Origin of the sequence: Allobosea sp. CER48 (assembly GCF_044752385.1) — a bacterium.
Classification (GTDB): domain Bacteria; phylum Pseudomonadota; class Alphaproteobacteria; order Rhizobiales; family Beijerinckiaceae; genus Allobosea.
This window is the reverse complement of record NZ_JBIWYK010000233.1, coordinates 1-4947: the sequence shown is the minus strand read 5'-3', so window position 1 is coordinate 4947 and position 4947 is coordinate 1. Positions and strand designations below refer to the sequence as shown.

4 protein-coding genes are annotated in these 4947 nt (G+C 69.5%); all 4 read right to left on the bottom strand.

From position 1 onward, the window contains the following. Positions 1-58 precede the first annotated feature (58 nt). On the bottom strand, positions 59-1087 hold the full coding sequence (locus ACIPIA_RS10235; protein WP_400509140.1) for a LysR family transcriptional regulator: 1029 nt from the start codon (positions 1085-1087) through the stop codon (positions 59-61). Between the two features lie 52 nt (positions 1088-1139). Then, entirely contained in the window at positions 1140-2276 is a 1137-nt protein-coding gene (locus ACIPIA_RS10230; RefSeq protein WP_400509138.1) for a M20/M25/M40 family metallo-hydrolase, read from the bottom strand. Positions 2277-2287: 11 nt separating this feature from the next. Further along, positions 2288-3448, bottom strand: a complete 1161-nt coding sequence (locus ACIPIA_RS10225; RefSeq protein WP_400509136.1) for a M20 aminoacylase family protein — start codon at positions 3446-3448, stop codon at positions 2288-2290. 23 nt (positions 3449-3471) lie between these two features. Beyond that, positions 3472-4947, bottom strand: a 1476-nt coding sequence (locus ACIPIA_RS10220; protein ID WP_400509134.1) for a M81 family metallopeptidase, incomplete at its 5' end; no start/stop codon positions are given.

Genomic DNA, 4947 nt, shown 5'->3' with positions numbered 1-4947 from the left:
CCGATCGGGAGGCCAAGTTCGGCGATTGCTGCGCGGGCATGCCGGGCGCCGCCGCGCTCTACGCACGGCTTGCCGACATCGACGCCGCACCGGATCTGCTCTTCCTGCCGTCTCCTGCCATGACGGGCGCACGCACATAGTTGAACCGGCCGGCCGGGATGGAGGAATCGTCCTGGAAGGGCAGGGGGTGGCTATCTTCCGCCGCAGCCGTCCAGAAGTGCTCGACGACCGGCCGGCTCGGCTGTCGGGCGCGATAGAGCCGGATCTCGGCAGCCAGGTTCCATGACGGATCGGCGGCAGTCACGAGCTGGCCGCTGCGCAACTCAGCCCCGATCAGGCTCTCGGGGATCCACGCGACGCCGCGCCCGGCCATGACCATGGCCTTCAGGCCGACCGACATCGGGTTTTCGTAGACCGTCACCAGCGGCGTCGGCCGGTCGGCAAAGAGCAGGGCCAGCCGGCGGGCGAAGAAGGAGCAGTTGCCGTAGCTCAGCAACCGAACCGGCGCGCCGCCGCAACGGAAGGCGTGGAGCGGCCCGCCATGGGCATCCGGGATGGAAACCGGGATGGCCTGCTCTGAGCCGAGATGCCGATAGACGAAGCGTTCGGGATCCAGCTCCGGCGGCACGGCGGGGTGAGCATAGGTCAGCAGGAAATCACAGTCTCCCTGGTCCAGCAGCGCGACATTGCCGTCGAAGGACGAGCGCTGGTCGCAGAACCGCGTCGTGAGCGGCCCGAGGCGCTCCTCGCAGCGACGGACCAGCCCCGGGAAATAGGTCAATGACAGCGTGTTCAGGGTGGCGAAGGTCAGGATCGCGGATGCGTCCTCGTGCTGCTGGCGGATCTCCTGCTGCGCACAGCGCACGAGCTTCAGGATTTCCCGGGCCCGCGGCAGGAAGGTCTTGCCCTCCTCTGTGAGGCGGATCGGGTAGCTCGCCCTGTCGAACAACGGCGCCCCGAGGCTGTCCTCGAGCTGCCTGATGCGGCGGCTCAGCGCCGGCTGTGTGATGTTCCGCTCACGGGCCGAACGGGAGAAGCTGAGCGTCGCCGACAGGCTCAGAACGTCCTCCAGCCATTTCAGCTCCATTCTTCGCCCTCCTGCCGGCTTGCCATCGCCTTCGGCGATGGACGAGGTCTGCTCAATCCGACAGCCGGGCAAGCAGGCCGGCGATCAGCCGGGTGCGTCGCGCCAGGCTGTCGATCTCGATATGCTCTTCCAGCGTATGATAGCCGGCGCCGAGCAGGCCGAGCCCGTCGAGCGAGGGAATTCCGGCCGCGCCCGTGAAATTCGCGTCCGAGCCGCCGCCGGCGGAGGCATGGCCGAGATCCCAGCCAAGCTCCGCGGCGATGGCGCGGGCCTGTTCGTAGAGCGCCATCGTGCCGGCATCGGGCTCCCAGACCGGGCGCGTGACGCCGCGGCTGACGATGAAGCTTCCGGCATCCCCGTGGCCATGCGACAGGGCGAGCATGCGCTCGACGCCGCGATCGAGATCCTGCTGGCGCTTCGCCATGCTGAGGGCCTCGGCCCGGCACGAGGTCGGCACGCAATTGACCCACTGCCCGCCCTGGATCACGCCGACCGAAAAGGTGCAGTCATCGTCGGTCATCGCCTCGATCGCGAGCAACTGCCGGGCCATCATGCTGATCGCCGAGCGCCCGTCCTTCAGGCGCGAACCGGCATGGCTCGGCCGGCCCTCGGCCGAGAGGTTGAAGCGGGCGATCGCATAGCGGCCTGTGACGACGCCGTCGCCCGGCTGGCCCGGCTCCGGCACCAGGACATATCGGTGCCGGCGCGCTTCCTCCATGATCAGCTCGCGCGTGCCGGGGCTGCCGATTTCCTCGTCCGAGGTGTACAGCACCGTGATCGGCAGCGGTGTCGTGACACCGGCCTGCGCCAGCGCGCCGACCGCCCGCATGCCGGCATAGGCGCCGCCCTTCATGTCGAGGATGCCCGGGCCGTAGCAGCGCGCGCCGTCGCGGCGGAAAGGCAGCTGCGCCAGCGTGCCGACCGGGTGGACGGTATCGAGATGCGACATCACGAGGATGCCGGGTTCGCCCTGGCGCGGATGCGGGAAGGTGGCGCGCACGCAGTCGCCCAGGCCCTTTGGCCCGGGGATGCGCGCGATGGTGGCGCCGGCCGCAGCGGTATCCGCCGCCGCAATATCCATCATCCGGTTGACGGCGGCGGGATCGAAGGTCGGGCTCTCACACTCGATCCACGGGCGAAGACCGGCGAGAAGAGCCTCGGCGTCGAGCGGCAGCGCAGCGGGATCCATCGCGTCGGCCCTCAGGCGACCGCGCGGGTTTCGACGAGCCGCGCCAGCAGGCTGGCACCGACCGGAAGAATGCCGTCGTCGAGGACATAGGCCGGGTTGTGGACCGGCACGTTGCCGGCATGGCCTACCCAGGCGTAGGCGCCGGGCACGACGCGCAGCATGTCGGCGAAATCCTCGCTGCCCATCAGCGGCTTGACTTCGGTCAGCACGCCTTCGGCGCCGACGATCTCTGCGGCGACGTCGACGACGGCCTGTGTCTGCGTCTCGTGGTTGACCAGCACGTCGAAGATGTTGCGGATGTCGACGTCGATGGTGACGCCGAAGCTCGCCGCCGTGCCGGCGGCGATCTCGCGCATGCGGCTGCGCACGAGCGCGCCGGTCTCGGGCGAGAAGGTGCGGATCGTGCCGGCGAGCACCGCCTCCTCCGGGATGACGTTATAGGCCGAGCCGGCATGGATCTGCGTGATCGAGAGCACGGCGGCCTCGCGCGGGTCGGCATTGCGGCTGACGATGGTCTGCAGCGCCGCGGCGAGGCTCATCGCCACGACGATGGGGTCGCGCCCCATATGCGGCATGGCGCCGTGGCTGCCGCGGCCGGTGATCTTGATGTCGAAGAAATCGGCGCCGGCCATGGCGGGTCCGGGGAAGATCGAGATTTGGCCGGGGTTGAGATCGGGCGAGTTGTGCAACCCGTAGATCTCGTCGCAGGGGAAACGCTCGAACAGCTTCTCGGCGATCATGCTGCGCGCGCCACCCAGCCCTTCCTCGGCCGGCTGGAAGACGAAGACCGCCGTGCCCTTGAAGCCGCGGTTCTCGGCGAGATAGCGAGCGGCCCCGAGCAGCATGGTCGCTTGCCCGTCATGGCCGCAGGCATGCATCTTGCCGGCGACGGTGGAGCGCCAGGGCAGGTTGGTGATCTCCTGGATCGGCAGCGCGTCCATGTCGGCGCGCAGGCCGATGCGCCGGCCCGGCCCGCCGGTGCCGTGGAGGATGCCGATCACGCCGGTCCTGCCGATGCCGCGATGGACCTCGATGCCCCAGGCGGCAAGCTTCTCCGCGACGATGCTGGAGGTCCTGACCTCCTCGAAGCCGATTTCCGGATGGGCATGGAGGTCGCGGCGGATGGCGACGAGTTCGTCCGTGAAGGACTGGATCTGCGGCAGGACGGGCATGGCGACTCCGGAAGGCGTATGGTTCAGGCGAAGGGCTGGCCGAGGGGCGAGGTCCGCAGGCCCGGCCGCAGCCGGCGCCAGGGCAGGGCGGCGGGATCGACCGGCATCGGCCCCGGCGCTGCGCAGACGAGGATCGCCGCGGCGATCGGCTCGAAATCGGCGCGGAAATGCACCGAGCTCTTGTTGACGAGGATGGCCTGCTCGGTTGGCTCTATGCCGACCTGCCGGTACATCGCCTGGTCGGCCATCTGCGCCTTGCGTGAACCGACGACAATGCGGACATCGCCAACGCGCAGGCAGGCGCTCGGCCCGAGATTCATGCGCGATCCGCCGTAGAACGGGCCGGGAGCGACGAAGCGGCCGTCCGACAGCTTCTCGACCAGAAATTCGCCGTCGAGCGGCAGGTCTCCGGGGATGCCCGACCTTGCGCCGAGCGAAAGCGGGATCACTGCGCCTTCGCCGGCCGCATGCGCGGCTGCCGCTGCCGCGGGATCGACGATCACGCCGATCGCGGCGCGCGCGGCGCCGCTGCGCACCAGGGCATGCGCCATGCCCATCGTGTCGGAATCGCCACCCGCGCCGGGGTTGTCCTGCGTGTCGGAGATGACGACGGGCCTCGTCGCCGTCTGCGCCAGGCGCATCGCCTCCGCCACGCCGTCATCGGGCGAGAAGACGCGGCCCCTGAACGCCGCCTCGCTGGCCATGACGCGGGCGAAGACGGCATCGGCCGCCCGGTCGGCATCGGCCTGCGTCGCGCCATAGGCGAGGACGGTCGCACCGCAATCCGGGAAGTCGGCCGCCGGGAACCCGGGCAGGAAGGAGAGCGTCGGAACGGCGGGGCCTTCGAGCGCCGCGAGCTCGGCATAGATGGTACGGCAGGGCTCCATCCCCGTCGCCTGCCAGGCGATGGGGATGAGATAGGGCACCTGGCGGAAGGCCTTGGCAGGGCGGGTTCCGGTCTCGATCAGCCGCTCCAGCACTTCGGTTGCGCGGCTGCCGGTCAGCGCCATGTCAATATGCGGATAGGTACGGTAGGCGACGAGCGCGTCGGCCATCGCCATCATCAGCGGCGTGACATTGCCGTGCAGGTCGAGGCTCGCGACAAGCGGGACGTCGGGCCCGATGGCAGCGCGCACGCGGCGCAGGAGCTCGCCTTCGCCGTCGTCGTGGTTCTCAGCGACCATCGCGCCGTGCAGGTCGAGATACACGCCGTCCAGCGGCAAGGACGCGGCGATGCGTTCAACCAGTTCGTCGGCAAGAGCCTCGAACGCCTCGGTGGTGACATGGGCGGAAGGGCTCGCCGCGCACCAGAGCGCCGGCACGATCTCCCAGCCATGTTTCCGCGCGGTGTCGACGAAGCCGGCGGCGCCGACATTCACGTTCTTCACGGCGGCGTAGATGGCCTCTCCGCGCGCCAGCGGAGGCCAGCCTCCGCCTTGTAGGAATGCCTCCATCCCGGCCATGCTGGGGGCGAAGGTGTTGGGCTCGTGAAGAAATCC